Genomic DNA, 26,372 nt, shown 5'->3' with positions numbered 1-26,372 from the left:
TGTTTCGGCGGCGTGTAGCATTCCGTATCGAACGCATTATCCGGCCGCGCTCTCACCTAAGGTTAAGGATTTCACGGTAGGACTTGTCAAAAGTCAGTTTCATCAATCGCGGTGACGACCATGGCAAATCCAGCAAGCGACCCGCGGCCGAGCGACCGTCCGGCGGATTGCGACCCGGTCCCCGCGCCCCGCACCCCCATCGGCTCGCTGCTGGAAAGCCTGCGCTGCGCCCTTGCAAGCCCTTTCGACCCGCGAACGCTGTGGCAATTGCGGCGGCAGATCGGGCGGCAGACCGCCCTCGTTCAACAGGTCGAGGCGGCGCTGGCCGGCGCCGAGATTTTCGAACGCGCCTCCATGACCGCGCGCATGGGCACCTGGCAATGCGAGTTGCCCAGCGAGGAACTGACCTGGAGCGGCGGGACCTACGACCTCTTCGGCCTTCAGCGCAGCGCCGGCCTCGTGCGTCGCGACATCCTGAAAAGCTATTCGGAAGAATCGCTCGCGCGCCTACAGGCGGTTCGCGGCAACGCCATCGCATCGGGGGACGGCTTCACGCTGGACGCGGAAATCAGGCACCCGGAGGCCGGAAAGCGTTGGATCAGGATAACCGCCAGCATCGAGCGCCGGAACGGACAGGCCATCCGCCTCCTCGGCGTCAAGCAGGATATCACGGAGGAGAAGAAGACCCTCGAGCACATGCGGCATATGGCCGAGCACGGTGTCATGACGGGTCTTGCCAACCGCACGCAGTTCCAGATGCGCCTTGCCGATATCTGTGGGCCTGACGGAACGGGCGGCGCACTGATGCTTGTCGACCTCGACGGCTTCAAGCAGGTCAACGACACGCTGGGACATGCCATCGGCGACGAGTGCCTGATCGAGTTCACGCGCCGCCTTTCGTCGGCGTGCCAGTCCGCCGACCTCATCGCACGCATCGGCGGGGACGAGTTCGCGGTCGTCTTCGGCCCCTCCGTAAACCTGCAGGCGATCGAGGCCGTGGCGCAGCGACTGGCCGTCGCCGCGCGTGCGCCGATGGCCTGTTCCGGGCGCACATTCGGCATAACAACCTCCATCGGCTTCGCCTTCGCCCATGGCGAGACGCCCTCCGCCGTGTTCACGCGCGCCGACATGGCGCTTTATGCGGCCAAGGCAGCCGGCGGGGACGCCCATCGCAGCGCCCTGTCGTCCGAGGCGCGCTGACACGGACTTTCGCGACGGCGCGGCAAAGTTTGGGTTGACCGTCTGCGATGGCGGCGCGACACTTCGATCCGCAGCAATGCAGGAGAAAACGCAATGGACCAGCCAGACCGGTGGCGCCACATGGCAAGCGCGCCGAAAGACAGCAGCCGTATCCTCGTCACGGTCCGCTCGTCCGAACAGGGACCGGCGGAAGTCGATGTCGCCTATTGGTCGCATGGCGACCGGTTCGGCGCGGAAGGCTGGCGCGCCTCCGATTCCGCACCCGGCTGCATCATCGAATATGCCGAGCCGGAGCTGAAATGCTGGATGCCATTGCCCTCGGCCAAGCTCGATCGCGCCAGCGCGCCCTCCCCCTGGGAAGGCGACGATGACCAGCAGCTCGACGGCTCGGGAATCTAGTCTCCTCCATACCCCGGACAAGAATTCGCCCCTGTGCGCGCCCGGCAAGGAGGCCGCTCAGAACGCCTGCGCCGAAATCCGTTGCATGGAACCAATACCAGTTTAACATCAGAAAAAACTTTTGACGGGGATTCGCCGCAGGGGCGCGCTTCCATGACCGATCGACCGATCCTCGACTTCCTCGCCGGCGAGCTTGCCGCCGCCAGCCCCGAACCGCTTTACCGGCGGCTGGAAAACGCTTTGAAGCAGGCCCTCGCCTCGGCCCGGATCAAGCGCGGCGCCGTCATCCCCAGCGAGCGGGTGCTGAGCGAGGCGCTCGGCCTTTCCCGCGTCACCGTGCGCAAGGCCATCGACGGTCTCGTCTCGGACGGCTTCCTCGACCGCCGGCAGGGTGCGAAGACGGTTGTCTCCTCCCGGCTGGAAAAGTCGCTTTCCACGATGACCAGCTTTTCCGAGGATATGCGCTCGCGCGGGCTTTCCCCCGGCTGCATCTGGATTTCGCGGGAGATTTCAAGGCCTTCCCCGGCGGAGATGATGGCGCTCGGCATTTCCGGCAGCGAGAGGGTGGTACGGCTCAACCGCCTGCGCACCGCCGACGGCGTGCCGATCGCCATCGAAATGGCGACGCTTCCCGCGCGCTTCGTGCCCGAACCGCAGGCTATCGGGGATTCGCTCTACGAATATCTCGAAACCACCGGCGCGCTGCCGGTGCGCGCGCTCCAGCGCATGCAGGCCAAACCCGGCAACGAGGAGGAGCGCCGCCTGCTCGCCGCGCCGGACGACGCCTCCCTTCTCATCATGGAGCGCCGCTGCTTCCTTGCAGACGGGCAGATCGTCGAGTTCACCCAGACCAAATATCGCGGCGACGTCTACGACTTCGTCATCGAGCTGATGCGATAATACCAGTTTAAAGCCTGTTGCCATCTGGTCTTGTTTTGCTACCATCCGGCCAACGACAGGAGATAGCCGGTGCCGCTCGACTTCAAAACGCTCGACAAGGGTCTCATCGTATCCTGCCAGCCCGTGAAGGGCGGCGCCATGGACCGGGCCGAGATGGTCGTCGGTTTCGCGCTTGCAGCGCTCGATGGAGGTGCCGCCGCGCTCCGCATCGAATCGGCGGACTACGTCGCGGCCGTGCGCGCGGCGACCGACAGGCCGATCATCGGCCTCGTCAAGCGTGACCTTGCCGACAGCCCCGTGCGCATCACCCCCTGGATCGAGGATATCGACGCGCTGGCGCGGGCCGGAGCGGACATCATCGCCTATGACGCCACGCAGCGCCTGCGCCCCGCACCGACCCGCGCGCTCGTCGAGCGCATCCACGCCCATGGCCGCATCGCCATGGCCGACTGCTCCATCCTCACGGACGCCGAACAGGCATTATCGGAAGGGGCGGACGTCGTCGGCTCCACATTGGCGGGCTATACCGGCCCGGTCGAGCCGACCGAACCCGATCTCGACCTCGTCGCCGCCATGCGCCGCCTCACGCCGCATGTCGTGGCCGAGGGCAACATCCGCACGCCCGCGCAGGCCCAGCAGGCCCTGATCGCCGGAGCCTCCATGGTCGTTGTCGGCTCGGCCATCACCCGGCCGGAATATGTCACGTCCTGGTTCCGCTCGGCGCTCGACACCGCCATCGCCGGCCGGGGAGCCTGAGCACCGTGGCCCGCCCCGACACCATTCTCGCCCTCGACATCGGCGGCACCAAGATGCTCGCCGCGCTCGTGCGCGGGGATACGGTGGTCGAGGCGCACACCATGGCAACCCCGCGCAACGGCGATCCGGAAGCCTGGCTTACCGCCCTCTTTTCCGCCATCGCCGGCTGGAAGGGGCGATACGATACGGCAGGCATCGCCGTCAGCGGCATCATCGACGAAGGCTGCTGGTCGCCGCTCAACCGCCGGACCCTCGATATTCCGGACCGCTTTCCGCTCGTGGCGACGGTCGCACGGCTTGCCGGCATCGACCGGGTGTTTGCCGCCAACGATGCGCAGGCAGCCGCCTGGGGCGAATATGCCTTCGGGGCAGGCCAGGGCCATGACCTCGTCTTTCTCACGGTCTCCACTGGCATCGGCGGCGGCATCGTCGTTGGCGGCCGCCTGCTCGGCGGCCTTGCCGGCCATTTCGGCCAGTTCCGCAGCCTTGGCGAAGAGGGCCGCACGCTTGAGGACAGGGTCTCCGGTAACTGGATCGCCGCCGAGGCCGCGCCCTACCTGCCGGGCGCCACCGCCCGCGACGTCTTCGAAGCGGCCGCCGGCGGCGAAGGTTGGGCTGCAACCATCGTCAACGCCTCGGCGCGCGAGACCGCGCTGCTCTGCGGCAATATCCAGCTTGCGCTCGATCCCGCCCGCATCGTCATCGGCGGCGGCATCGGCCTTGCGCCCGGCTATCTCGAATCCGTCCGTCAGGCCCTCGCCGGCCTGCCGCCACGGCTCACCCCGCAGCTTCATCCCGCCGCGCTCGCCGAGAAGGCCGGAGTGGTGGGGATCGCGGATCTAGCAAGACGTCAGAATTAATATGAGGGAGAACCAGACATGACCTTTGCCAGAATGAAGAGGGGCGGCCTGATCGCCGCCGCGATCGCCAGCCTGCTGGCCGGCCCCGCCTTTGCAAAAGTGACCGTGCTCGGCTGGCCGGGCGGCCCGGAAGAGGCGGCCCTTCGCGCCGCCGCCGATACCTACAACGCCAAGGCGGACGTTTCCGACGACAACAAGGTCGAGCTGCTGTTCTTCAACCGCGACGGCTTCTGGGACAAGCTGCAGGCCGACCTTGCCGCCGGCTCCACCGCCTTCGACGTGAACCTGCTGGCAACCTATTCCATCGGCCGCTACGCGCCCTTCATGGAGCCGGTCGAGCTTTCGGGCGAGGCGAAGGCCGTCTACGGCGATCAGGTCCTCACCACCATGCAGTACGAGGGCAAGCAGTACGGCGTGCCGACCGACCTCTCGCTGCATTTCATGTATTACCGCAAGGACCTGATCGACGCCTTGCTGAAGGATGACGCGGCCAAGGCGAAATATGCCGAGATCTCGGAAAAGCACCTCGGCAAGAAGCTGGAGCCGAAGAATCCCGACGAATGGACCTGGGACGACTATGCCGCGACGGCGCTCTACTTCACGCAGGCCGTGAACCCCGACAGCCCGACCCGCTACGGCACCGTGCTCCAGCTCAAGAACCTGCTGTTCAACATGATGGTGTTCCAGTCCCTGCCGCGTGCCTACGGCGGCAACTGGATGGACGAGAGCGGTAAGATCACGGTGGATTCCGACGCCTATCGCAAGGGCCTCGAAACCTACAAGATGCTCTATGATGCAGGCGCGACGCCGCGCGACTCGCTGTCCTACGAATTCGCCGAGGCGAACGCCGCCTATGCCTCGGGCCAGGTCGCGGCCATGGTGCAGTGGAACGCGGCCGCCTCCGAGCTGATGTCCAAGGAGAAGTCGCCGGCCGTCGGCGAGGTCACCGAGACCATCGCCCCGCCGGCCGGCCCCGAAGGGCGCTTCACCCATATCCACGGCCTTGGCTTCGGCCTCAACAAGAACGCCGCCAACAAGGAGGGCGCAAAGGCCTTCATCGCATGGCTCTCCTCCAAGGAGGCCGCACTGGTCTATGCCCGTAACAGCGGCGCGCCGGCGCTGACGCCCGAGGTGGTAAAGGAAGTCGCCGCCGAGCGGCCGGACCTCGTCAAGCTCGGCGAATTCGCCGGCAAGTACGGCTATGTCATGAACGGCGGCACCTCGGCCAAGGCGCTCTCGGTTTACGAGCTTCAGGCCAAGGAGTTCACCGGCTACTGGTCCGGCCAGCAGTCGCTCGACGACGCGCTGAAGAACACCGAAAAGGGCATGAGCGAACTGCTCAAGTAAGCCCTTCGCCGGCGGCGGCCTCCCGCCGCCGGCTTTCCCGCTTGCCGGGAGTGCGAACCAGGATCGACCGATGACAACGAAGTCGCAGCACAGCCCCGCATCCGAATTCCGCCTGCTGACGATCCCGCTGGTGGTGTTCCTGCTCGTCTTCCTCGGCTTCCCGGCCATCGTCAATCTGGTCTATTCCGTCTCCGAGGTCAGCTTCGAGACCCTGCGCAGCCCGCAGATCATCGGGTTCGGCAATTTCGCCGCAGTGTGGACTGACGCCGCCTTCTGGCAGGCAAGCTGGTTCTCTCTGCGCTTCGGCCTGCTGACGGCCGTACTGGAATGCGCACTCGGCCTGTTCCTCGCCATCTTCCTCGCCCCGCTCATCGAGAAGCGAAGCTGGCTGATGGCGATCCTGATGCTGCCGCTGATGGTGGCCCCGGCGCTGGTCGGCCTCATGTACCGGCTCGTGCTGCACGAATTCGCCGGCCCCGTGCCCTATTATCTCTGGGCCTGGTTCGGCGCGAGCCTCTCCTTCCTCGGCCCCGGCTCTGCCTTCTGGACGCTGATCGTCGTGGAGACGCTGCAGTGGACGCCCTTCGCCTTCCTGCTGTTCTACATGGCCTATCAGGCGATCCCCCGCGAGATCATCGAGGCTTCCCAGATGGACGGCGCGCTCTATCGCCACCGGCTCTGGTATATCGAACTGCCGCTGATGGCGCCGACCATCGTGGTGGCGCTGCTCATCCGCTTCATCGACGGCTTCCGCGTCTTCGACAATGTCTATGTGCTGACCGGCAGCGGCCCCGGCGGGTCCACCGCATCGCTCTCCATCTATATCTACGAGGCCTTCTTCAAGCAGGGCGCCATCGGCAAGGCGGTCGCCGCCTCGGTTCTCCTGTTCCTCGCCTCCTTCACCGTGCTCTACGGCCTCAACGCCATCGCCGCCCGCCGCAAGGGAGCCGCCCGATGATCAATATCCTGCGCTGGATCGTCTTCGCCCTCGCGGCCTTCGCGATGAACTTCCCCATCCTCGTGACGCTGGTCACCTCCTTCAAGAGCGCGCGCGAGGTGACGTCCAATCCGGGCCTGTGGGTGCAGGCGCCGACGCTGGAGAACTATGCGACGGTCTTCACCGTCTCGGACCGGCTGAATATCTTCCTCTATCTCGCCAACAGCCTTGCCGTCGCCGCGCTCGGCACGCTGCTCGCCGTGGCGCTGGCGCTACCCGCCGCCTATGCCATCGCGCGCGGCAAGGTGGGCGAGCGCACGCTATTGCCGCTCATCGTGAACCTGCGCGCCGTGCCGCTCGTCATCTTCGCGATCCCGCTCTACATGATGTTCCAGTGGCTCTCGCTGCTCGACACGCGGCTCGGCCTCGGTCTGATCCTCACCATCGTCAACCTGCCTCTCGCCCTCGTCATCCTCGTCAACGCCATCCGCGACCTGCCGGTCGAACTGGACGAGGCCGCGCTGATGGACGGGGCGACGCGCACGCAGATCCTCCTGCAGGTCATCGCCCCGCTCTGCCGCCCGGCCATCGTGACGGGCGTGATCTTCGGCTTCATCACCGCCTGGAACGAATTCCTCTTCGGCCTGATGCTGACGACCTCCAAGGCCGTGCCGATCACCGTCGGCGCCTCGTTCTTCTTCGCCGCCAGCGGCGGCGGCGTGCAATGGGGCGTCGCCTCGGCCGTTATGATCGTCGGCGCGCTCCCCCCCATGCTGCTCGGCCTTCTCATGTACCGCCAGATCAGCGGCTCCATGACGGCGGGCGCGGTCAAGGGGTGACAACGGCGTCAGCCTGCCGCGAACGAACATGACCTCGCCGGCTTCCCGTCCAATCCGACGGTGATCGAACACGCCCATACATGGAAGAGGCTACCAGCCACGGCAGGCCTCCCGCTTCCCCCTCGCGGTGCTCAGCAAATGACCGAAAGCCATGCTCACGACAATCAAGCGGGAAGACCGCAGCTCGGAACCGTCTGAAAACGCGGGGTTACCAGCCGCTCCTCACGATGCCCATCCCGAAATGCCGAAGGCCCGGCGCTCCCGAATTGCTGCGGGAACACCGGGCCTCCGGCATATTTTTTACTGCATCACGTCCAGCCTTGGCGTCACGCCGGGCTGAGGCTCTGCTCCTCGCTCCCGACAGGCGCGCGCTTCTCCTCCAGTTCCTTCGGAATGCGGAACCACAGGACGTAAAGCGCCGGCAGGAAGATCAGCGTGAGCGCGGCGGCGACCACGAGACCGCCGACAACCGTGAAGGCGAGCGGCGACCAGAAGGGATCGCGGATGATCGGCACCATGCCGAGGATCGTCGAGCCGGCCGTCAGGAAGACGGGGCGCAGACGCTGCGCGGTGACGTCGATGACGCCATTCCAGCTCCGGCCTTCCTCTTCCATCCGGTTGTCGATCTGGTCGATGAGCACGACCGAGTTTCGCGTGATCATCCCGATCAGCGCGATCATGCCGAGCACGGCGATGAAGCCGACCGGCACGCGCGTCACCAGCATGATCAGCACGACGCCGATCAGCCCGAGCGGCACGACGCTGATCACCAGAAGCAGGCGCTGGACGCTCTGCAACTGGAACATCAGCACGACGAGGATGATGATCGCCATCAGCGGCAGCATGGCGACGACCGCCGCAAGGCCGTCCTCGGCCCCTTCGACCGCTCCGCCGACCTCGATGTTGTAGTTCGGGTTCTCGGCGGCGAGCGCCTTGATCCCGGTTTCCGCCGCATCGACGATATTGGCCGCCAGCACGCCGGGGGCCGCATCCGCCTGCACCGTGATCGTGGTCGAGCGGTCACGACGCCAGATCAGCGGCTGCGTCGTCTGGTACTCGACCGTCGCGATGCTGGAGAGCGGCACGGTATGGTTCGGCCCGACCGGAATCTGCAGCGAGCGGAGCGTATTGATATCGACGCGCTGCTCCTCCGTCGCCCGGGCGACGACATTGACCAGATAGATCGAGTCGCGGACCTGCGTGATCGGCAGCCCCGTGGCCGTGGCGAAGAGCGTCTGCGTGATGGCCGCGGAATTCAGCCCGACCAGCCGCGCGCGATCCTGATCGACGTCGATGACGACCTTGCGGATCGGCTCGTTCCAGTCGAGATGCGGCTTGACCGCTCCCGGCACACCCTGGAGGACGTCGGCGACCTTCCAGGCGAGATCGCGGACACCGGGAATGTCCGGTCCGCTGACGCGGTATTGGACGGGCCAGCCGACCGGCGGCCCCATTTCCAGCGGCGCGACGCGGGCGATGATCTCGGGAAGCTGGTCGTCGAGCGCCTTCTGCAATCGCATCTGCAGGTCGTCGCGTTCGGCAACGCTCTTGGCGAGCACCACCGCCTGCGCGCGGAACGGCGCCGGCGGGTTGATATCCATCGACAGGTAGAAGCGGATGGGATCCGATCCCGAATAGAAGCTCCAGTCGGCGACGCTCGCATCCCCGGCAAGAATCTCCTCCACGCGCGCCACCTGCGCGCTGGTCGCATCCTGCGACGCGCTTTGCGGCAGGGTGAGCGACAGAAGCAGCTCCGGTCGGTCGGACGAGGGGAAGAACTGCCGGCGCATATATTGCGAACCGAACAGCGAGGCTGCGAAGATGGCGATGGTCGCGAGGATCACGACGACGCGCATCTTCACGCAGATATAGAGCACGTTCTTGAAGCCGCGCAGAAGCGCGCCTTCCGGCTTTTTCTCCCCGGTCGTCGCGCCCGCCTTCAGAACCGCAAGGCCGACGATCGGGGTCAACAGGACCGCGACCAGCCAGGAGACGATGAGCGAGAAGCCGATGACGAAGAACAGCGAGCGGACATATTCGCCCGACGAACTCTGGGCGAAACCGACCGGAATGAAGCCGGCGATGGTGACGAGCGTTCCGGCCAGCATGGGGAAGGCGGTCGAGGTATAGGCGAAGGCTGCGGCCTTCATCCGGTCCATGCCCTCGTCCAGCTTGGCCATGGTGATCTCGACGGTCACCATCGTGTCATCGATCATCAGCGTCAGGGCGATGATCAGCGCGCCGAGCGAGACGCGCTGCAGGGCGATGCCCGTGATGTCCATGAAGAGGAAGGTCAGCGCCATGACGAGCGGGATCGAAACGGCCACCGCAAGCCCCGCGCGCACCCCTAGGGCCACGAAGCTGACGGCCAGAACGATCACGATGGCCTGCCCGAGCGAGGAGGTGAAGCCGCGGATCGCGTTCTGCACCACGGCAGGCTGGCTCGCCACGCGCGTAAGGTTGATGCCGATCGGCAGGTCATGCTCGAAACGATCCATGACGCGGTCGATGTTCCGGCCGAGTTCCAGGATATCGCCGCCGGACGCCATCGAGATCGCAAGTCCGATCCCCGGCTTGCCGTTGATGCGGTAGCGCGGCTGCGGCGGATCGACGGTACCGCGCACGATGCTGGCGATATCGCCGAGGCGAACGAAGCCGGACGCGGTGGGGATATTCAGTTCGCGCAGGTCCTTTTCGCTGACGAGGCTGCCCGAAACCTGCAGTTCCGTCCGGTCGCGGTCGGTGGTCAATTGACCGGAGGGGAGGACGGCGTTCTGCGCCTGGATCGTGGAGATGACGGTGGAGGCGCTAAGGCCGAGGCTGGCGAGCCGCTCGGTCGAGAACTCGACGAAGATCGTCTCGTCCTGCGTGCCGATCAACTGCACCTTGCCGATATCGTCGAGCTTGAGCAGGCGGTTGCGCGCCTCATAGGCCCAGTCGCGAACCTCGCGGTCGCTGAAGCCGTCGGCGGTGAAGCCGTAGATGATGCCGAACGTATCGCCGAAGTCGTCGTTGAAGAACGGGCCGCGCACGCCGGCCGGCAGCGTCGTGACGATATCGCCGACCTTCTTGCGCGCCTGATACCAGGATTCGCCGACATCGGCCGGTGGCGTCGCATCGTCGAGCGTCACATAGATAACCGTCTGGCCGGCGCTGGTCAGGCTGCGCAGGTGATCGAGGTTCGGCACCTCCTCCAGCGTCCGCTCCAGGCGGTCGGTGATCTGGTCCGTCGTCTGCTCGATGGTCGCGCCCGGCCAGGCGGCCGAGACGATCATCGTCTTGAAGGTGAATTCGGGGTCCTCGTCACGGCCGAGATTGAAGTAGGCGATGATACCGCCGATGGCGCTGAGCGCCGCCAGGAACAGGATCAGGCTGCGCCGCTGGATGGCCCATTCCGAAAGATTGAAGCCTGCGTTCATTGCGCGCTTCCTTCAAGCAGCCGAACCGGCATGCCGGGACGCAGTTGCTGAACGCCGGCGATCACCACCTGATCGCCGCTAGACAGTCCCTTGGTCACGAGGAAGTCCTGCGCGTCGAAACGGTGCACTTCCACAGGCACGAGCTTGGTCGTGCTGTCCGCCGGGTCGACGATCCACACGGCGGGCTGGTTGTTCTGGTTGAAAAGCGCGGTCATCGGCAGGCGGGCGGCGGGCACGCCGCCAATCTGGATGGTGCCTCGCACGGCGCTGCCGAAACGGAAGGCTTCCGGCGCATTGTCGAGGCCGACGCGAACGGTGAAATTACGGGTGACCGGGTTGGCGGTCGGCGAAATCTCGCGCACCGTTCCCGCCGCCTTGATCTCGGCATTGCTCAAAAGCTGCACATTGACGTTCGCCTGGCCGCCTGTGGCCTGGATCGTCGCCTCGGGCACCTGGAAGACCGCGTCGCGCGGGCCGAGCTGGGCCACGCGCACGACCATCTGGCCACCGCCGACCACCTGGCCGACCTCGCCGCCGATGGCCGTCACGATGCCGGCCGCATTGGCCTTGAGGACGCGGTTGTCGAGATTGGTCTGGGCGATGCGCAGCGCCGCCTGCGCGGCGTCCACGCCGGCCTGGGCGATGTCCGCCCGCGCGATGGCGGCGTCCAACTGCTGACGCGTCGTCGTGCGGGGATAAAGCTGCTGGGCGCGGTTACGCTCAGTCACTGCGTTCTCGAGGGAGGATTGCGCCGAGAAGAGGTTCGCTTCGGCCTTGCGCAGCGCATCCTGCGCGTCCTCGGGATCGAGGCGGGCGATGACCGTGCCGACATCGACCAGATCGCCGACATCCACGTCGCGTTCCCGGATCTCGCCGCCCTGACGGAAGCCGAAGCTGGTCTCGACGCGCGGCTGGATCTCGCCGACGAGGGAGCCGAACGTATCCTCCGCATTGAAGGAGACGGCCTGGGCCTTTACCGGACGCGGCGGCAGCTCCTCGGCCTCCTCGCCACCCTGGCAGCCCGCGAGCGCGGCGGATGCCAACATCGCGGCAAAGACGATCGCCTTGTGCTTGCTTTTCCGGAAATGCAACGGCATAGCGACCCCTCTTCGATCACACCAGAGCCAGCACGACGATCCGCCCCGCTCGTGTTTGAAACGCGAACGCCGGACCGGACGACCGCAAGCGAACGGAGATCGTCCACCTTGCGACCGCGCCCACTGGCGCTGCTGGCGACAATTCGCCAGTTCGACTGGTGCCATTTCTTGCGCTCTTTGGCAATATGCTCAACTAGGAGTCGGCGCGTATTTCCCTATAGATTCCAAGGGGGATGCGGGGTCGTCGATGTATACGCGCAACGCGCCTTCCCGCCTGCCAGACGAATTCGCTTTCTTCTCCGGAAATATTTCCCGATAAGAAAGCGGAGGTTGTCGGCCATGGCCGTTCTTCGCCGTCGCCACGACGACCGCCTCCATCAATCGACACCGGGAAGACCCGCATGCCACGATCCATCGACGCGCTGTTCAGGAGGGCGATGTCCGCCCTGACGGACCCCGCAGCGAGCCGGAATGCCACATTGGTGGCCAATGACGGGATCATCGCAACCGCCGGCATGCTCGAAGGTTTCGCCGGGGCGGGCGCGAACGACGCGACACTGGTGACGGCGGCGACCGTGGCGACGATCGCGGGCATGATCACGGCCGCCAGCGCGAAATGGGTCGAGGCGGTGACGGAGCGCGAGGTCCAACTCGCCGCCGTGGCGGAGGAAAGGGCCGAGATCCGGCAGCAGCCGGAAACCGAACTGGCCGAGCTTGCCGCCTATTACGAGGAGAAGGGCCTGAGCCCCGGCCTTGCCCGCGAGGTCGCGAAGGAACTGATGCGGCGCTCACCGCTGAAGGCGAAGCTGGAGAGCGACCATGGCATCGTCGAGGTCATGTCGCGCCTTGACGTCGCGCGGGCGAGCCTGGCATCGGCCGCAGCCTATGCGCTGGGCGCGGCCATCCCCCTCTCCATCACCGTGGCCGTGCCTGTCCGGCTGGAGGCGGGCGTGATCCTCGCCGCCGTGGCGGCGTCGCTCACCGTGACGTCGATCATCGGGGCAAGGGCCGGCCACCTCAATGTCACGACGACGCTCGTGCGCACCCTCGCCATCGGTATCGGCACCATCGGCGTCAGCTATATCGCCGGCAGGCTCGTCTTCTGAACGGCGAAAAGGAGCGTATGGCCGCCCTACAGCGTGACCGTGCGGCTCGCCACCTTGTCGAGGAGCGCGAGATCGTGACTGATCGCCAGGACACCGATATCCCGATGCCTGCAGACATCGATCAGGGCGTGCCAGATTTCGCGCTGCGCGATGGGATCGAGCATGGAGGTGATCTCATCGGCGACCAGGAAGCGAGTGGCTGGCGCCAGAGAGCGCAGCAGCGCCACGCGCTGCAACTCGCCGCCGGAAAGCTCGTGCGGGTAGCGATCGAGCCACGAGCGCCTCACGCCGAGCGCCTGCATCAGGGTTTCGTCGGGTGGAGAGGCTTCCGAGACGATCCGTCCTACCTTCCATCGCGGATTGACGGCGAAGATCGCCGTCTGGTGCACCAGTTGGACAGGATTGAAGCCCGCGACCGGCAGCGCGGCGCCGTCGATCAGCACCCTGCCCTTCGTCGGCAGGAGATGCCGGGCGAGAATTCTCCCGAGCGTCGACTTGCCGCGTCCCGATTTGCCCGTCAGCCCAACGATCCGGCCGCTGTCGACCGCAAGATCGACGCCGTCCAGGACAGGCGCTCCGCCGGCAAAACCGAACCCGACCCCCGCCGCTTCAAGCCTCATGGTGCGCTCGTGCAAAACCGTTCTGCGGCAGCGCGCTCCAGATCGCGCGCGCATAGGTAGCCGACAGCGCCTCGCCGCCGCCAGCGAAGGCGTCGGCCCGCTCTTGCGCGGCAACCCGCCCGTCACGCAGGATGACCACACGGTCCGCGACCTTCAGCGCCGCCGGAAGGTCGTGCGAGATGACGATAACGGCCTTTCCCGCCTCGGCGAAGGACTTGAGGCAACGGAAGACCCGGGCAGTGTTCTCGGCGTCGAGGCCGTTGCTGGGCTCATCGGCGATGACGAGGTCCGCGCCTGAGGCGGTCGTCATCGCCAGCATGACGCGTCGCGCCATGCCGCCCGACAGCATGTGCGGAAAGGCGCGGGCGACGGCGGGGGCCAGGTCGAAGCGCGACAGCGCCCCTTCCGCCGCCCCCGCCAAGGTCATCGGCTGGCGCGCGCGCCGGGCGGCCCAGCGCAGCTGCTGGCCGACCGTGGCGAGCGGATCGAGATAGCCGACCGATTGCGGGACGAGCGCAATGCGATTGCCGCGCAGCGCCATCTGAGCCCGCCGGTCCAGGATACGCCCGTCGAAGCGCATGAGACCGCCAACAGGGGCGTTTTCCGGCAACAGGCCCATGACGGCATGGGCGAGCAGGCTCTTGCCCGCGCCGGACGCGCCGAACAGGGCCAGCACCTCGCCGCGCGCGACGGAAAGGGAGATATCGCTGACGCAATCGACGGTGACCCGCCGCATCAGCCCATCGCGGCGATGGAACGAAACTGTCAGCCTCTCGATCTCCAGCAGGCTCATGCGCGGCCTCCCCGCGGGTCCGTCAGCGCGCGCAGGCCGTTGCCGATGATATCGAAGCAGAGGACCGCCACCAGCAGCGCAAGGCCCGGAAACAGGCCGAGCCACCACTTGCCGGCCATCAGGTAGCGCATCGATTCGGACAGCAGGATGCCGATGGCGGGCTTCCCGGGTTCCAGGCCGAAACCGAGGAATGTCAGCCCCGCCTCGTGCAGGATGGCGTGCGGGAAGAGCAGGACGAAACCGACGATCATCTGGGGAACCAGATGCGGCAGGATATGGTGCCGGGCGATGAACCAGCGCGACTTGCCGAAATTGCGGGAGGCGACCACATAGTCGGCATCGCGCAATTGCAGGATTTCCGCGCGCAGGATGCGGGTGAGCCGCGGCCAGTGCGTCACCGCGACGGCGATGACGACGGCGCCCGTGCCGCCGCCGAGCGCGAAGGAGATCAGGATCAGCAGGACGAGATGCGGCAGCCCCATCGTCATGTCGACGAGCAGCGACACCACGCTGTCGGCCAGCCGCGAGCCGCTGGCCGCGAGGACGGCAAGGCCGGTGGCGATGACGACCGATATGCCTGCCGCCAGGAAGCCGACGCGGAAACTGAGCGCCAGCCCCTTGATGGTCCTTGCCAGCACGTCGCGCCCGAACATGTCCGTACCGAAGAGATGCTGCCAGGAGGGCGACTGAAGCCGCGCCTGAAAATCGTTCGTCAGGCCCGACGCGCCGGTGAGCCAGGCCGCAAGCAGGATCGCCGCGAGAAGCAGCGCCGCGATCCCCGTTGCGACGAGGGCGGGGCTTGCCCGGCCCAGCGACGGTGCTTCCGTGGGTTTTTCGAAGACGACCGTCATTCCGAAACTCCCTGCCAGCGCTCACGCGCCGATGAAATCCGCGGGTCCGCCACACGGTAGAGGACATCCGCGATGGTATTGCCGACCGAGACGAACAATGTCGTCAGGAGGGTAATGGCGAGAAGCAGCGGTACGTCGCCGCGAATGCCAGCCTCGATGGTGGCGCTGCCCAGCCCCGGATAGGAGAAGACGGTCTCCGCGAGGATCGAGCCGCCGAACAACTCACCCAGCGAGGCGAAGAGAACGGTGATCGCCGGCAGCGCCGCATTCCGCACGCCATGGCGCAGGACGATATCGAGCGTCGTGCCGCCCTGCGCGCGGGCATAGAGCACGAAGTCGGACTGCATGATCTCGGTCATCTTGGCGCGGGTATGCAGCGCGATCTGCGCGACGCCGAGGATCGACAGCGCGACGAGGGGCAGCAGGAGATGGTGCAGGCGCTGCAGCAGCGTGACGTCCTGCGGCAGCACGCCGATGGGCGCGGCGCAGCAGACGGGCGTCCAGCGCAGCCCCACGGAAAAGACGATCAGCAGCAGGATCGCGATCCAGAATGTCGGCGTCGCCGCCAGGACATAGGCGTAGAGCCGGATGATGCGGTCGCTCCAGCTACCGGGATTGCCGCCGGCCCATATGCCGAGCGAAAAGCCGATGATCCCGGAAAAGACCCATGCCAGCCCCATCAAGACGATGGAGGAGCGGAAGCGGTCCGCGATCACATCGGCGACGGAGGCGTTATAGGTGACACTCCATCCGAGGTCCCCCGACAGGATACTGGAGAACCACTTCATGAACTGGACGCCCGCCGGCTGGTCCAGTCCCCATTTCGCGGCGATCAGCGCGCGCTGCTCGGGGCCGACGCGCGCAATATCCGGCCCGAGATAGGCATCGATGGGATCGACCGGCGAGAGCTTCGCCAGGAGGAAGGCGACGACCGCCACGCCCGCCAGCACCAGCGCCAGGCGGGCAAAGCGGACGAGAACGAAAGCCTTCCAGGATCCCATTGGCGTTCCTCAGTCGCAGGTCCAGGTCCAGTTCTGGATGCCGGCCGTGATCGGCCAGCCATGGCCGTGCGGCTCGATCTGGGTCTTGCCCACATCCAGGCACTTGTTGACGAAATAGACGTGATCGAGATTGACCAGCCAGGCCCAGCCGGCCTCGCCCTTCGCGCTGAAGCCGGTCGTGCCGTCCCATTCGGCCTTCTGCCATTCGGGATAGGACGCCTCCAGGCTCGCGGCGTGCTGCGCCGCCTCGAAATGCCCGTCGACGGCGGCATTGGAGAAGAAGCCGGGATTGTAATAGTCCACGCCGCCCCAGCCGCTCTGATAGAGGCTATAGACTTCGAGCGGGCTATGGCTACCCCAGCCGAATGCGACCGGCTGCGAATGCATGACCCGCTCGATGGCCTCCCAGGTTGCGCCGGTCGGCTTCGCCTCGATGCCGAGCGGCTTCAGGAGGTCGGCGAGCACGACCGAGATGGCCTGACGGGTGGAATCGGACGCGGGATAATTGATGGGGAAGGCGGCGCGCAGGCCGTTCTTCTCGCGAATGCCGTCCGCGCCGGGCACCCAGCCCGCCTCGTCCAGCAGGCGCTTGGCGGCGTCGAGGTCGTATGTCACGGCCGCCTGCGGATTGGACCAGGGCAGACCGTCCGCCGGGCCATAGGCCGGCGTGCCGTGTCCCAGGAGAACCGTGTCCACGATCTTCTGGCGGTCGACGCCGAGGTTGATCGCCCGGCGGATGGCAAGGTCGGCCGTCACGCTGTTGCCGACGGCGTTGCCCTTCGCGTCCTTCCTGCCCTCGTCCGGCGTCATCGGGAAATGGATGCCCCGGTTATCGACGGTATCGACCACCACGGCGTTGAAGCCCGCGGGCACCGCATCGGCGAGCGTCACCGGCACGGAGACCATGTCCACCTGCCCCGCCCCGGCGGCGGCCAGGCTGGTGTCCTCGCCGGTGAACAGGAACGTCAGACGGCTGAAGGGTGACTTGCGGCCGTAATAATTCGGATTGGCCTCGACGATGAGCTGTTCGCCCTGCTTCCACGATACCAGCCGGTACGGACCGGAGCCGATCGGTTCGCGGGCATAGTCCGCGCCGTATGTCGCCGCCGGCACGATGCCCAGCGAATAGAAGTTCTCCGAGAAGGTGATCCACGGCTGCTTGAGCCGGATCACCACCGTCCGGTCATCCGTCGCCTCGGCCGAGACCATGGCCGTGAGGTCGAGCGCGCCGCCCGCCGTCGCGGCCCTGGTGAAGGTGAAGGCGACATCCTTCGCGGTCAGCGGCGTGCCGTCGGAAAAGGCCACGCCGTCGCGGATGGTGATCGTCCAGGTCAGCTTGTCGTCGGAGAGCGTCCATGCGGTCGCAAGGTCCGGCTGCGTGACGAGGTCGGCGTCGCGGCTGAGCAGGGTGGACTGGAACAGGGGATGGCCATAGCGTCCCCAGCCGAGCAGGGGATCGTAGCCCGTATCCGGCTCCCCGCCGATCGCCAGGACCAGCTCGGACTTCTCCGCCGCCAGCACCGGCGCGGCCAGCAGCGAAAGGACCGAAACCGCAGCGAGAACCGTCAATTTCCTTGTTGCCATACCCTGCAATCCCCTCGATCGAATGCCATGCCTCGCGAACAATAGAAACGACGGCGTATGATGTCTATGGAGAAATTGCTTACTGCCTGGCCCGGAACGCATTATCCGCGCCGGCGCAGGCGATTCCAGCGGGGAAACGGCCGGCCGCGTCCCGATCGGGGACACCGAAAGCTGTTGGAGCTTGCTCCTCCATGGGGTATCACAGGCCTTCGAGAGGCGCCGCCGCAGATGCGGGCGACGTCCATAAGGATTGGCCCATGCGCAGGATTCTCCCATGCAAAGAGTGACCGTCACCCTCGACGACGACCTGATGGAAGCGCTCGACGAGATGATCAAGGCGCGCGGCTACCAGAACCGTTCCGAAGCCATCCGCGATCTCGCGCGCGCCGGGCTGAAGCATACATCCATAGAGAGCGGCTCGCTCGGCAGCGCCATCGGCGTGCTGAGCTATGTCTTCGACCACGAGGCCCGCGAACTGGCGAAACGGCTGACCAGCACATTCCACAGCCACCACGACCTGACCGTCTCCAGCCTCCACGTCCATCTCGACGAGAAGAACTGCCTGGAGGTCAGCATCCTGAAGGGATCGTCCGGCGAGATGCAGCACTTCGCGGAACACGTGATCTCGGAGCGAGCCGTGCGATACGGCCACCTGCACATCATGCCGGTGGCCCCGGCGTCCTGACGGACAGGTCCTATTTTAGGACCTGCACCGAATCGACATACACGAAGCGGCCGCGCACGTCGGACTGAACCCTGCCCTTCAGGCGAAGCAAGGTCTTTCCGGTAATCTCGCGGCCGCGCCAGAGTTCACGCTGGATGCGCACGCGCACCTCACCGGTCTTGTCCTTGAACATGTACTGCGCCCGGCGGACCTCCTTGGTAAGCGAACCCTGCAGGGAAACCACCGCACCGTGCCGCTCGTGCCGCACCTGCTCCACCGTCGTGACGGCGGGGGCGCGCTGCGAGCCGGAGAACTGGGCGGCGGCGGGTCCCGCCAGAAGCACGGCGACGCAGGCCGCCGCCAGAGACGCCCTGGCCGCACGCGATATCTTGTTCGAAGCGCTGTTCAAGTTCACCCTATTCTCCCTGTCTGTCGGCATTGCCTGCCATCGGCGAAAGGGCAGACTAGTGGAAAAGCAGCAGCGACTTCAACCGCCTGCATGCATTGAGGGGCAAAGACCCACCGGAATCGCCCGCCTGCCCCGCGCTTGACGGCAAATCGGCGATCGCGTTTATCTTGCCCCGATCTTGAGCGGGAGCTGGAACCGATGAGCGTAAGTCAGGCACAGGGCGGGAACGCCGATAACGGCGGGTGGAAACGGTTCATGCTCCTCTCTGTCCTCATGCTCGCCGGCGGCACGGTCTCGATCTTCCTGCCCTCCGTCGCCGCCTTCGCCTCCGGTGTCGTGCTCGGCGCGGTCCTGACGGTGGTCGGTATATTCAAGATCGTCCAGTCCCTGCGGATGCGGGAATGGAAAGGATTCGCCTGGCAGGAGGCGGCGGGCATCGTCGAGCTGATCGGCGGCATTCTGCTTCTCGTCAGCCCCTTCAAGGGCGCGCTGGCAGTTGCGCTCCTCATCGCCATCGTCCTGCTTATCCACGGAGCGGCGCAGATCGGCCTGTCCTTCCGGCTGCGCGCCACGCCGGGCCGCTACTGGATCGCGATTTCCGGACTTGTCGCCATTGCCGCCGGCATCGCCATCATCGTGAAGCTGCCGGTCACGGCCGGGTTCGAGCCGGGCACGATCGCGGGAATAGCCCTGCTCGTCGCAGGCCTCTCCTATGCGCTCGTCGCCTTCACGGCCCGCAAGGCGACGTTGTAGGCCGTGGCCGCGCGCCCGGGCCGGCAGGCAACGAAATCGTAAGGCACTTTATCGCAGTCCTCGGGGCTGCACCGATTCCACGTTGCAATCCCTGTGGAAATTTGCTTCGAGTGATCGGGTGTAAACCAGAGTCGAGGAAACCGAAATGTCTGACCTGATTGCGATTGTTTACCCCTCCGAAGCCAAGGCGGAAGAAGTCCGCCAGCGCCTCTTCGAACTGCAGAAGGAATATCTGATCACGATCGGGGACGCCGTCATCGCCACCAAGTCGGAAGGCGGCAAGGTCAAGCTCAACCAGCTGTTCAACACGACGGCCGCAGGCGCGACGTCGGGCAGCTTCTGGGGCCTCCTGATCGGCGTCATCTTCCTCAACCCGCTGCTGGGCGTTGCCGTCGGCGCGGCTTCCGGCGCCATCGGCGGCGCACTGTCGGATGTCGGCATCAACGACAACTTCATGAAGGACCTTGCCGGCAAGCTGCAGGACGGCCACGCCGCCCTCTTCGTGCTGGTGCGCAGCATGACGGCCGACAAGGTGCTCAAGGACATCTCGGCCTTCGGCGGCGAGGTGCTGCAGACCTCGCTCGACGAAAGCAAGGAGCAGGTGCTGCGCGATGCGCTGCACAAGGCGCAGGCTGCCGGCTGACCGGCCCGTCGCATTCCTTTCCGGCCGTGCGCGGCAGAGGTCCCGCACGGCTAGAGCGTTTCCAGTCGAAGCGATCTCGCTTCGACGTCGGATAATGCAGTAAAAACAAAAACCTAAAGCATTTTCGGTGAACCGGAAATGCTTTAGGTTCGGCATAGACCCAATCTCGAGGCTCGCATGACTGGCGCTGGCAACAAGGGCATGTTCGGCGCGATCAGCACCGGAATTCTGGTTCTCGCTCTTCTTAACGTTGCGCAGTCGATCTTCGCGCCGCTCTTCTTCTCCCTGATCGTCATCGCGCTCATGTGGCCGTGCCAGTTCGCCCTGCAGCGCCGGATGCCGCGCCTCGTCGCGCTGTTCATCACCCTTTCACTGACCATGGCGGTCATCCTGGCGCTCGGCTTCGCCGTCGCCTGGGGCCTCACGCAGGTCGGCCGCTGGCTGTTCCTCAACGCCGAACAGCTCCAGGCGGTCTATACGATCTGGGCGGACTGGCTGGAGCAGCATGGCATTCCCGTCATGGGGACCCTGTCGGACCGGTTCGACGTGCGCTGGCTCGTCGGCGTCATGCAGAGCACGGCCGGCCGGCTGAACAGCTTCGCGGGCTTCACGGTCCTCGTGCTGATCTTCGTCATGCTCGGGCTTCTCGAGGTCGAGGAATTCGGCGCGCGCCTCGCCGCGCCGGAAGCCCAGCCCTACGGCAGCCGTATCCTCGCCGCCAACAGCACCATCGCCGTCAAGCTGCGGCGCTTCATGATCGTGCGCACCGTCGCCAGCCTGCTGACCGGCTTCTTCGTCTGGGTCTTCACGCTGGGCATGGGGCTGGAACTGGCCTCGGCCTGGGGCGCCATCGCCTTCGCCCTCAACTATATTCCGTTCATCGGCCCCTTCGTGGCCACCTTCCTGCCGACGATCTTCGCGGTCGCCCATTTCGGGTCCTGGGAAATGGTCCTCGTCATCTTCGCCAGCCTGAACATCATCCAGTTCATCATCGGCAGCTATCTGGAGCCGCGGCTGGCCGGCGCATCGCTGTCGCTCTCCCCGCTCGCGGTGATCTTCGCCGTATTCTTCTGGAGCTTCATGTGGGGCATGGCGGGCGCCTTCCTCGGCGTGCCGATACTCATCGCATTCGTCACCTATTGCGAAGGCTCGCCCGCAGCGCGCTGGCTTGCGGCGATCCTGGCGAACAAGCCGGCCGAGACCGCGGATGCGTGACGGCCGGAGGCGGAGCCACACGCCGTTTCCGGCGCTCCGCCTCCTTCTCGTGCTTGCCTGTCTGCTGCCGTCCCCGCCTGTAAGGGCGCAGCAGGACGCGGGCGAATGCGCGGTCCTCATGCACGGGCTTGCGCGCGGTAGCGGCTCGCTCTGGCTGGTCGAGAAACTGTTGGCCTCCAAGGGCTATCATGTCGTCAACAGGGACTATCCCTCCACGACCGACACCATCGCCGCGCTTGCCGACCATGTCGGCGCGGCGGTTGCCGAATGCGGGCCGCACCGCGTCAATTTCGTCACCCATTCCATGGGCGGCATCCTCGTGCGCTACTGGCTGGCCGGCCATCGCCCGGAAAATCTCGGGCGCGTGGTGATGCTCGCCCCACCGAACCAGGGGTCCGAGATCGTCGACGTCTTCGGCGACCTTCAGCCCTTCTACTGGATCAACGGCCCCGCCGGACTGGAACTGGGAACGGACCGGACCGCGACGCCAGCAACGCTGCCGAAGCCCGACTTCTCCCTCGGCATCATTGCCGGCGACATCTCCCTCAATCCGATCTACGCCTCCATCCTCACCGGACCGGATGACGGCAAGGTCACGGTCGCCTCCACCCGGCTGGAGGGCGCTGCCGACCATCTGGTGGTGCACGCGACGCATACATTCATGATGTTCAACCCCATTGTCGTCATGGAAACGCTGCACTTCCTCGAAACGGGCGCGTTCGATCACGGCATGACCTGGTATGCCGCCGCCACGGCGCTGAGCGAAGCCCTTCAATAGACGCCGACAGGCCCGCCGCTTCCCCTTCCGAAAATCGCGGAAGGGCCAAAAATGACCTTGCCAAGCGCGGCGTTCGCTGACTTCATGGCCCCGTGAGTCCACAACCGGCTCCGGTACAATTCGAACTGAAGGAGAGATCCATGTTCCTGAAGAAACTGTTCTCGGTCATGATCGTTTTTGGCGCCATGGCGCTCTCTGGCGTGGCTGAAGCCCAGGCCGCATCCGCGGTCGTCACCAGAACGACCCAGCTTCGCTCCGGGCCGAGCCATAACTACCGGGTCGTCGGCACCGTGCATTCCCGCGAGCGCGTGCGCGTGAACCGTTGCGACCGTTCGCTCCGCTGGTGCCATGTGCAGCCGCGCCGCGGCCGCACCGGCTGGATCAACTCCCGCTTCCTCGACCGCGTCGGCGGCGGTCACCATCGCCCGGGTCGCGGCACCGTCTGCTTCTTCGGTGCGCGCGGACACGTCTGCGTCCGCTGAGACGCAGACACCAGGACTATCTAGAAAAGCGCTGGAGCGACGCGGCGGCTTTCCGCCGCGTCGCCTTCGGAGCGCCATGAACGGGGAACCTTATGACGGCCGGAGACCGGGACTTTGCCGGAAGAACTGAGATTGTACGTGCCGGCACCGGCAGAAGCGCCGTTTTCAACACAACCCCGTATCGCGAAGAGCCGCAATGACGCCTTCCTATCCGAACGGCCTCGCGATTCGTGACGAACGCAGGCCCCGCAAAGGCGGGGCGTTCCTGCTCGCCCTGTGCGCCATCCTCACCTTGAACGCCTGCTCGATGCAGCGCGCGCCCACGGGCCTCTACGCCGCCGGCACGGTGCAGGACAGGGACGAGACCACACCGATCTTCCTGTCGACGAACCGGAAGAGAACGGACGCGGCAGGCGGTCCATTCACCGCCGACCGTTCGCTTGCGCTCAGCTTCGCTCGTTTCGACGTCAGCGCCCCTGCCAATCGCGCACTGGGCCAGGTCCCCGTCGGCGGAAACGATCCCAAGCGCCGGTTCACCGCCGTCTATCACGACATCGACAGCCGCGCGCAGATCATCGCGCAGATCAATGCCACCCTGGAACGGCTTCCGCCGCAGGACCGGGAAATCTTCATCTTCGTCCACGGCTACAACAACAACATCTCCGAGAGCCTTTTCCGGGCGGCGCAGATCGTGTCCGACTTCGACATCCAGTCCGTGCCGCTGCACTACGCCTGGCCCTCGGCCGGCTCGCTGCCGCTCTACGTGTTCGACCGCGACAGCGCGATCTTCGCCCGGGACGGACTGGCCGACACGATCGAGCTAGCCGCGCAGACAAAGGCGAAGGACATCGTCCTCGTCGCCCATTCGATGGGCGCCTTCGTGGCGATGGAGGCGCTGCGGACACTCGCGCTTCGTGGAAAGTCCCGCTATTTCAAGCGCTTCGGCGGCGTCGTCCTGGCCGCGCCGGATATCGACGTCGATGTTTTCAAGGGTCAGGTCCACGATATCGGCACCCTGCCCTCGCCCTTCACGATCCTGATCTCGCAGCGCGACCGGGCAATCGGCCTTTCGCGTTTCCTGGCCGGCGGGCACCCGCGCGTCGGCAACGTCGACGATATCGCCCTCCTGCAACGCAGCGGCATCACGGTGATCGACGTCTCGAAGGTGGACGGCGGCGGCCACACCGTCTTCGCCCAGTCCGAGACGATGACGAGGCTCGTCGAGAACAACCGGATCTCGCACAACGCCCTCGTCACCGGCCAGACACAGGCCGCGCCGATCGACTTCGCCGAGGCTGTCGCCTCGAGCGCGATCGCGCTTCCGCTGACGGTCTTCCTGCCGGACGGACGGCGCTTCACAGGAAACGAGACGGGTCGGTGAAGGTCCGCAGCCGGACCGTCCCGGCGGCGGCCGTCCGGCAAGGCACGCTAAGAGCACCACATCGCGCCCACTTGAATAGTATCGCCTGAAAATGCTTTAGTGCTATGGACTTGCTTCGCGCGCTTGGATTCTAACGGAATATATTCGAGGATTGGCTTATGGGTTTGTTGGGCATTCTACTGGGCCTCGGGTTCCTGATGTGGTTCGCCTACCGCGGATGGAGCGTTCTCCTGCTCGCCCCCGCCGCGGCGCTGATCGTGGCCCTTCTTTCGGGCCAGCCCCTGCTGCCGCACTGGACGGGAACGTTCATGGCCGGCACCTCGCGCTTCGTCGCACAATGGCTGCCGCTCTTCCTCCTGGGCGGCATCTTCGGCAAGATGATGGACGATAGCGGCTCGATCACTTCGATCGCCCACTACCTGACGGAAAAGCTCGGCGTGAAGCGGACCATGCTTTCGGTGGTCCTTGCCTCAGCGGTCGTGACCTACGGCGGCGTGAGCGTGTTCGTGGCGTTCTTCGTCCTCGTGCCGATGACCCGTGAGATGTTCCGCGCCGCAAACATCCCCGCCCGGCTGATGCCGGCGGCGATCGGTCTCGGCGCCTTCACCTTCACCATGTCGGCCATGCCCGGCAGCCCCTCCACCAACAACGCCATCCCCATGCCCTACTTCGGCACGACGACCTTCGCCGCGCCGGGCCTCGGCATCATCGCCTCGGTCATCACCTTCGCCTTCGGCATGTGGTGGCTGGCGCGCGCGGAAGCGAAGGCACGCGCGGCGGGCGAAGGCTATGTCGAGGACGACAGCGAGACCGTCATCACCGAGAAGGTGCGCGAGCAGGCGACGGCCGCCGGCGACTTCGACCCCAGCGAACTGACGCACGGCCAGCGCGCGAACACCAACCCGCCCTTCTTCATCGCCGTCCTGCCGCTGATCGTCGTCATCACCGTCAACTTCCTCATGGCGCTGGTGGTGCTGCCACGGGTCGACTTCTCCGTCGCCGAACAGATGCTCGGCATCAACATCACCTCCACGATCGGCGTCTGGGCCGTCCTCATCGCGCTCGCCGCGGCGATCGTCACCCTTATCGTCTGCAACTACAAGCGTTTCGGCAATCTGCGCGAGAGCCTCGATGCGGGCGCGAATTCGTCGGTCCTGCCCATCATCACGGTCGCGAGCCTCGTGGGCTTCGGCGCCGTCGTCGCGGCGATGCCGGCCTTCGAACTGGTGCGCGACGCGGTCCTCAAGATGCCCGGCGGTCCTCTCGTGTCGCTCGTCGTGGCGATGAACACGCTGGCCGCCCTGACGGGCACCGCCTCCGGCGGCATGGCGATCGCGCTCGGGGCGCTCGGCAGCGAGTACATGCGCCTTGCCGCCGAATACGGCATCAACCCGGAACTGATGCACCGCCTGACCGTCATCAGCGCGGGTACGCTCGACGCGCTGCCGCACAACGGTACGGTTCTGCTGCTGTTGCAGATCAGCAAGCAGACCCATTCCAGCAGCTATCTCGACATGGTGATGACCGTGATCGTCAGCGTCATCATCTCGCTCGTCGCCGTCTTCGCGCTCGGCGCGACATTCGGCTCGTTCTGAGTTCCGGCCGGTGCAGCAAACGCCCCTTTCCCCCGGCGTCGCCGGGGGCGGCAGCCTTCCGATCCACCTGCTCCGGCTCGTCAGCCCGAGCCAGCCGGTCGGCGCGTTCTCCTATTCCCGCGCGCTGGAATGGGCGGTCCATGTCGGCACGGTGAAGGACGAGGCATCGGCCGACGCCTGGATATTCGGCCTGCTTGAGCATAGCTACGCGGCGCTCGACGGCGCCCTGTTCTGGCGCATGATGCACGCTCTCGCAGACGGCGACCAAGCCGCCTTCCTCAAGGCCGACGCCTGGCTTTCGGCCGCGCGGGAAAGCCGCGAGATCGAGCAGGAAGACCGGCGGATGGGCGAGTCCCTGCTGCGGATTCTTCAGGAGCTGGGCGTGCCCACGGCCGAAGCCCTCGCCGACCGGAAGCTCGGCTTTCCCGCCGCGTTCGCGCTCGCCGCCACGCACTGGCAGGTCGCGCCGCAGGATGCGCTGCGCGGGCTGTTGTGGAGCGTCGTGGAGAACCAGGTGACCGCCGCCATCCGCCTCGTGCCGCTCGGGCACACGGACGGCCAGCGCATTCTCGTCGCAAGCCCTCCCGTCATCGAGCGCGCGGCCCGCAAGGCCTCCACCCTGCAGGACGACGAGATCGGCAATGCCGCGCCCGCCATGGCCATGGCCAGCGCCTGGCACGAGACGCAGTACAGCCGCCTCTTCCGTTCCTGACCGCCAGAGACGTTCCCGACGACCTACGCGC

Annotated in this window: 26 protein-coding genes; 18 read left to right on the top strand and 8 right to left on the bottom strand. The window is 66.0% G+C overall.

Annotated elements, in window-relative coordinates; all coding sequences use genetic code 11:
• Positions 1-120: 120 nt before the first annotated feature.
• The 8 genes from MOE34_RS22700 to MOE34_RS22665 all read left to right on the top strand — a co-directional run bounded on the left by MOE34_RS22700 (position 121) and on the right by MOE34_RS22665 (position 7,238).
• Positions 121-1,200 carry a sensor domain-containing diguanylate cyclase gene (locus MOE34_RS22700; protein WP_242224322.1) on the top strand — a complete coding sequence of 360 codons (1,080 nt, stop codon included), beginning with the start codon at positions 121-123 and terminating at the stop codon, positions 1,198-1,200.
• Positions 1,201-1,293: 93 nt separating this feature from the next.
• The gene (locus tag MOE34_RS22695) at positions 1,294-1,599 is read left to right on the top strand and encodes a hypothetical protein (protein WP_242224321.1); all 306 of its coding nucleotides are present in this window, start codon (positions 1,294-1,296) and stop codon (positions 1,597-1,599) included.
• A 153-nt stretch (positions 1,600-1,752) separates the two neighbouring features.
• A complete protein-coding gene (locus MOE34_RS22690) occupies positions 1,753-2,499 on the top strand; it encodes a GntR family transcriptional regulator (protein WP_242224320.1) in 747 nt (248 codons plus the stop codon).
• Positions 2,500-2,568: 69 nt separating this feature from the next.
• Complete coding sequence (locus MOE34_RS22685) at positions 2,569-3,255, top strand: N-acetylmannosamine-6-phosphate 2-epimerase (RefSeq protein ID WP_242224318.1); 687 nt, start codon at positions 2,569-2,571, stop codon at positions 3,253-3,255.
• A gap of 5 nt (positions 3,256-3,260) precedes the next feature.
• On the top strand, positions 3,261-4,115 hold the full coding sequence (locus MOE34_RS22680; RefSeq protein ID WP_242224316.1) for an ROK family protein: 855 nt from the start codon (positions 3,261-3,263) through the stop codon (positions 4,113-4,115).
• Positions 4,116-4,133: 18 nt separating this feature from the next.
• Positions 4,134-5,462: an extracellular solute-binding protein gene (locus MOE34_RS22675; RefSeq protein WP_242224314.1), complete on the top strand. Its 1,329-nt coding sequence runs from the start codon at positions 4,134-4,136 to the stop codon at positions 5,460-5,462.
• Between the two features lie 70 nt (positions 5,463-5,532).
• On the top strand, positions 5,533-6,420 hold the full coding sequence (locus MOE34_RS22670; RefSeq protein WP_242224312.1) for a carbohydrate ABC transporter permease: 888 nt from the start codon (positions 5,533-5,535) through the stop codon (positions 6,418-6,420).
• Entirely contained in the window at positions 6,417-7,238 is an 822-nt protein-coding gene (locus MOE34_RS22665) for a carbohydrate ABC transporter permease (protein WP_242224310.1), read from the top strand. Before MOE34_RS22670 ends, MOE34_RS22665 begins: the two co-directional genes overlap by 4 nt.
• A 326-nt stretch (positions 7,239-7,564) precedes the next feature.
• Here the strand turns inward: MOE34_RS22665 and MOE34_RS22660 are convergent, their stop codons facing one another.
• Positions 7,565-10,657: an efflux RND transporter permease subunit gene (locus MOE34_RS22660; protein ID WP_242224307.1), complete on the bottom strand. Its 3,093-nt coding sequence runs from the start codon at positions 10,655-10,657 to the stop codon at positions 7,565-7,567.
• The gene (locus MOE34_RS22655) at positions 10,654-11,754 is read right to left on the bottom strand and encodes an efflux RND transporter periplasmic adaptor subunit (protein WP_242224306.1); all 1,101 of its coding nucleotides are present in this window, start codon (positions 11,752-11,754) and stop codon (positions 10,654-10,656) included. The genes MOE34_RS22660 and MOE34_RS22655 overlap by 4 nt, the downstream gene beginning before the upstream one ends.
• 401 nt (positions 11,755-12,155) lie before the next feature.
• Between MOE34_RS22655 and MOE34_RS22650 the strand changes: the two genes are divergently transcribed.
• Positions 12,156-12,860 (top strand): VIT1/CCC1 transporter family protein, encoded by a 705-nt coding sequence (locus MOE34_RS22650; RefSeq protein WP_242224305.1) that lies wholly within the window; start codon positions 12,156-12,158, stop codon positions 12,858-12,860.
• A 26-nt stretch (positions 12,861-12,886) separates the two neighbouring features.
• On the opposite strand, the gene MOE34_RS22645 is transcribed toward MOE34_RS22650, so the two are convergent.
• From MOE34_RS22645 to MOE34_RS22625, 5 genes are read right to left on the bottom strand one after another with little or no spacing between them, the layout of a single operon-like run.
• A complete protein-coding gene (locus MOE34_RS22645) occupies positions 12,887-13,480 on the bottom strand; it encodes an ABC transporter ATP-binding protein (RefSeq protein ID WP_242224303.1) in 594 nt (197 codons plus the stop codon).
• A complete protein-coding gene (locus MOE34_RS22640) occupies positions 13,470-14,273 on the bottom strand; it encodes an ATP-binding cassette domain-containing protein (protein ID WP_242224301.1) in 804 nt (267 codons plus the stop codon). The genes MOE34_RS22645 and MOE34_RS22640 overlap by 11 nt, the downstream gene beginning before the upstream one ends.
• On the bottom strand, positions 14,270-15,124 hold the full coding sequence (locus MOE34_RS22635) for an ABC transporter permease (protein WP_242224299.1): 855 nt from the start codon (positions 15,122-15,124) through the stop codon (positions 14,270-14,272). The genes MOE34_RS22640 and MOE34_RS22635 overlap by 4 nt, the downstream gene beginning before the upstream one ends.
• Entirely contained in the window at positions 15,121-16,125 is a 1,005-nt protein-coding gene (locus MOE34_RS22630; RefSeq protein WP_242224296.1) for an ABC transporter permease, read from the bottom strand. The genes MOE34_RS22635 and MOE34_RS22630 overlap by 4 nt, the downstream gene beginning before the upstream one ends.
• A gap of 9 nt (positions 16,126-16,134) precedes the next feature.
• Entirely contained in the window at positions 16,135-17,709 is a 1,575-nt protein-coding gene (locus MOE34_RS22625; protein ID WP_242224294.1) for an ABC transporter substrate-binding protein, read from the bottom strand.
• Positions 17,710-17,983: 274 nt separating this feature from the next.
• Here MOE34_RS22625 and nikR point away from each other — a divergent pair, with 274 nt between their 5' ends.
• Positions 17,984-18,394: a nickel-responsive transcriptional regulator NikR gene (gene nikR / locus MOE34_RS22620; protein ID WP_242224293.1), complete on the top strand. Its 411-nt coding sequence runs from the start codon at positions 17,984-17,986 to the stop codon at positions 18,392-18,394.
• Between the two features lie 10 nt (positions 18,395-18,404).
• Here the strand turns inward: nikR and MOE34_RS22615 are convergent, their stop codons facing one another.
• Positions 18,405-18,788, bottom strand: a complete 384-nt coding sequence (locus tag MOE34_RS22615) for a YgiW/YdeI family stress tolerance OB fold protein (protein WP_242224291.1) — start codon at positions 18,786-18,788, stop codon at positions 18,405-18,407.
• A 249-nt stretch (positions 18,789-19,037) separates the two neighbouring features.
• On the opposite strand from MOE34_RS22615, the gene MOE34_RS22610 reads away from it, so the two are divergent.
• The 8 genes from MOE34_RS22610 (at position 19,038) to MOE34_RS22575 (ending at position 26,341) form a co-directional block, all read left to right on the top strand.
• On the top strand, positions 19,038-19,535 hold the full coding sequence (locus tag MOE34_RS22610; protein ID WP_242224289.1) for an HdeD family acid-resistance protein: 498 nt from the start codon (positions 19,038-19,040) through the stop codon (positions 19,533-19,535).
• Between the two features lie 145 nt (positions 19,536-19,680).
• On the top strand, positions 19,681-20,178 hold the full coding sequence (locus MOE34_RS22605) for a DUF1269 domain-containing protein (protein WP_242224287.1): 498 nt from the start codon (positions 19,681-19,683) through the stop codon (positions 20,176-20,178).
• A 177-nt stretch (positions 20,179-20,355) separates the two neighbouring features.
• Entirely contained in the window at positions 20,356-21,393 is a 1,038-nt protein-coding gene (locus MOE34_RS22600) for an AI-2E family transporter (RefSeq protein ID WP_242224286.1), read from the top strand.
• Entirely contained in the window at positions 21,386-22,171 is a 786-nt protein-coding gene (locus MOE34_RS22595; protein WP_242224285.1) for an alpha/beta fold hydrolase, read from the top strand. Before MOE34_RS22600 ends, MOE34_RS22595 begins: the two co-directional genes overlap by 8 nt.
• 140 nt (positions 22,172-22,311) lie before the next feature.
• Entirely contained in the window at positions 22,312-22,653 is a 342-nt protein-coding gene (locus MOE34_RS22590; protein ID WP_242224284.1) for an SH3 domain-containing protein, read from the top strand.
• A 196-nt stretch (positions 22,654-22,849) separates the two neighbouring features.
• The gene (locus MOE34_RS22585) at positions 22,850-24,034 is read left to right on the top strand and encodes an alpha/beta hydrolase (protein ID WP_242224283.1); all 1,185 of its coding nucleotides are present in this window, start codon (positions 22,850-22,852) and stop codon (positions 24,032-24,034) included.
• A 158-nt stretch (positions 24,035-24,192) separates the two neighbouring features.
• Positions 24,193-25,629: a GntP family permease gene (locus MOE34_RS22580; RefSeq protein ID WP_242224282.1), complete on the top strand. Its 1,437-nt coding sequence runs from the start codon at positions 24,193-24,195 to the stop codon at positions 25,627-25,629.
• A gap of 10 nt (positions 25,630-25,639) precedes the next feature.
• Positions 25,640-26,341, top strand: coding sequence for an urease accessory protein UreF (locus MOE34_RS22575; RefSeq protein WP_242224281.1), 702 nt, complete (start codon positions 25,640-25,642; stop codon positions 26,339-26,341).
• Positions 26,342-26,372 lie beyond the last annotated feature (31 nt).

It is taken from the genome of Shinella zoogloeoides (genome assembly GCF_022682305.1).
GTDB classification, from domain to species: domain Bacteria; phylum Pseudomonadota; class Alphaproteobacteria; order Rhizobiales; family Rhizobiaceae; genus Shinella; species Shinella zoogloeoides_B.
The sequence above is the reverse complement of the archived record's forward strand: the minus strand, read 5'-3'. Positions and strand labels throughout refer to the sequence as shown.

Coding starts and splice junctions, on each gene's coding strand:
- MOE34_RS22625 (WP_242224294.1), bottom strand. CDS start 17,709: ATGGCAACAAGGAAATTGACGGTTCTCGCTGCGGTTTCGGTCCTTTCG.
- MOE34_RS22645 (WP_242224303.1), bottom strand. CDS start 13,480: ATGAGGCTTGAAGCGGCGGGGGTCGGGTTCGGTTTTGCCGGCGGAGCG.
- MOE34_RS22690 (WP_242224320.1), top strand. CDS start 1,753: ATGACCGATCGACCGATCCTCGACTTCCTCGCCGGCGAGCTTGCCGCC.
- nikR (WP_242224293.1), top strand. CDS start 17,984: ATGCAAAGAGTGACCGTCACCCTCGACGACGACCTGATGGAAGCGCTC.
- MOE34_RS22655 (WP_242224306.1), bottom strand. CDS start 11,754: ATGCCGTTGCATTTCCGGAAAAGCAAGCACAAGGCGATCGTCTTTGCC.
- MOE34_RS22605 (WP_242224287.1), top strand. CDS start 19,681: ATGTCTGACCTGATTGCGATTGTTTACCCCTCCGAAGCCAAGGCGGAA.
- MOE34_RS22595 (WP_242224285.1), top strand. CDS start 21,386: ATGCGTGACGGCCGGAGGCGGAGCCACACGCCGTTTCCGGCGCTCCGC.
- MOE34_RS22600 (WP_242224286.1), top strand. CDS start 20,356: ATGACTGGCGCTGGCAACAAGGGCATGTTCGGCGCGATCAGCACCGGA.
- MOE34_RS22650 (WP_242224305.1), top strand. CDS start 12,156: ATGCCACGATCCATCGACGCGCTGTTCAGGAGGGCGATGTCCGCCCTG.
- MOE34_RS22585 (WP_242224283.1), top strand. CDS start 22,850: ATGACGCCTTCCTATCCGAACGGCCTCGCGATTCGTGACGAACGCAGG.
- MOE34_RS22660 (WP_242224307.1), bottom strand. CDS start 10,657: ATGAACGCAGGCTTCAATCTTTCGGAATGGGCCATCCAGCGGCGCAGC.
- MOE34_RS22675 (WP_242224314.1), top strand. CDS start 4,134: ATGACCTTTGCCAGAATGAAGAGGGGCGGCCTGATCGCCGCCGCGATC.
- MOE34_RS22590 (WP_242224284.1), top strand. CDS start 22,312: ATGTTCCTGAAGAAACTGTTCTCGGTCATGATCGTTTTTGGCGCCATG.
- MOE34_RS22580 (WP_242224282.1), top strand. CDS start 24,193: ATGGGTTTGTTGGGCATTCTACTGGGCCTCGGGTTCCTGATGTGGTTC.
- MOE34_RS22695 (WP_242224321.1), top strand. CDS start 1,294: ATGGACCAGCCAGACCGGTGGCGCCACATGGCAAGCGCGCCGAAAGAC.
- MOE34_RS22630 (WP_242224296.1), bottom strand. CDS start 16,125: ATGGGATCCTGGAAGGCTTTCGTTCTCGTCCGCTTTGCCCGCCTGGCG.
- MOE34_RS22700 (WP_242224322.1), top strand. CDS start 121: ATGGCAAATCCAGCAAGCGACCCGCGGCCGAGCGACCGTCCGGCGGAT.
- MOE34_RS22670 (WP_242224312.1), top strand. CDS start 5,533: ATGACAACGAAGTCGCAGCACAGCCCCGCATCCGAATTCCGCCTGCTG.
- MOE34_RS22640 (WP_242224301.1), bottom strand. CDS start 14,273: ATGAGCCTGCTGGAGATCGAGAGGCTGACAGTTTCGTTCCATCGCCGC.
- MOE34_RS22635 (WP_242224299.1), bottom strand. CDS start 15,124: ATGACGGTCGTCTTCGAAAAACCCACGGAAGCACCGTCGCTGGGCCGG.
- MOE34_RS22665 (WP_242224310.1), top strand. CDS start 6,417: ATGATCAATATCCTGCGCTGGATCGTCTTCGCCCTCGCGGCCTTCGCG.
- MOE34_RS22610 (WP_242224289.1), top strand. CDS start 19,038: ATGCTCCTCTCTGTCCTCATGCTCGCCGGCGGCACGGTCTCGATCTTC.